Annotated in this window: 1 protein-coding gene; it reads left to right on the top strand. The window is 60.9% G+C overall.

What is annotated here, in order from left to right; translation table 11 throughout:
- The gene (gene tuf, locus AC1DLV_RS30255) at positions 1 to 1,176 is read left to right on the top strand and encodes an elongation factor Tu (protein WP_476782577.1); all 1,176 of its coding nucleotides are present in this window, start codon (positions 1 to 3) and stop codon (positions 1,174 to 1,176) included.
- Positions 1,177 to 1,178: the final 2 nt, after the last annotated feature.

Consider the following 1,178-nt stretch of genomic DNA (forward strand, 5'->3'; position numbering starts at 1 on the left):
ATGGCAAAAGGTAAATTCGAGCGTAATAAGCCTCATGTGAACATTGGCACGATTGGTCACGTCGACCATGGCAAGACGTCGCTGACGGCGGCGATCACCAAGTATTTCGGCGAGTTCAAGGCCTACGACCAGATCGACGCAGCGCCTGAAGAAAAGGCCCGCGGCATCACCATTTCGACGGCACACGTCGAATACGAGACGCCCAACCGCCACTACGCCCACGTCGACTGCCCCGGCCACGCCGACTACGTCAAGAACATGATCACCGGTGCTGCCCAGATGGACGGCGCGATCCTGGTCGTGTCGGCTGCCGACGGCCCGATGCCGCAGACCCGCGAGCACATCCTGCTTGCCCGTCAGGTTGGCGTTCCGGCACTYGTCGTGTTCCTCAACAAGGTCGACCTGGTCGACGACGCCGAGCTGCTCGAACTGGTCGAGCTCGAAGTGCGCGAGCTGCTGTCGAAGTACGAATATCCSGGCGACGACATTCCGATGATCAAGGGTTCGGCTGTTGCTGCGCTCAACGATTCGGACAAGAAGATCGGCGAAGACGCRATCCGCGCGCTGATGGAAGCGGTCGACGCTTACATCCCGACGCCTGAGCGTCCGATCGACCGTCCGTTCCTGCTGCCGATCGAAGACGTGTTCTCGATCTCGGGCCGTGGCACGGTTGTCACCGGTCGCGTCGAGCGCGGCATCGTCAAGGTTGGCGAGACTGTCGAGATCGTCGGCATCCGCCCGACCACCTCGACGACGGTTACCGGCGTTGAAATGTTCCGCAAGCTGCTCGATCAGGGCCAGGCTGGCGACAATATCGGCGCGCTGATCCGTGGCGTTGGCCGTGAAGACGTCGAGCGCGGTCAGGTTCTGTGCAAGCCAGGTTCGGTCAAGCCGCACAAGAAGTTCGTGGCTGAAGCCTACATCCTGACCAAGGAAGAAGGTGGCCGTCACACGCCGTTCTTCACCAACTACCGTCCGCAGTTCTACTTCCGCACGACTGACGTGACCGGTATCGTGTCGCTGCCGGAAGGCACCGAGATGGTCATGCCCGGCGACAACATCACCGTCGATGTCGAGCTGATCGTGCCGATCGCCATGGAAGAGAAGCTGCGCTTCGCTATCCGTGAAGGTGGCCGTACCGTCGGCGCCGGCATCGTCGCTTCGATCAAAGAATAATC

The organism is Aminobacter sp. 01T433 (genome assembly GCF_056398585.1).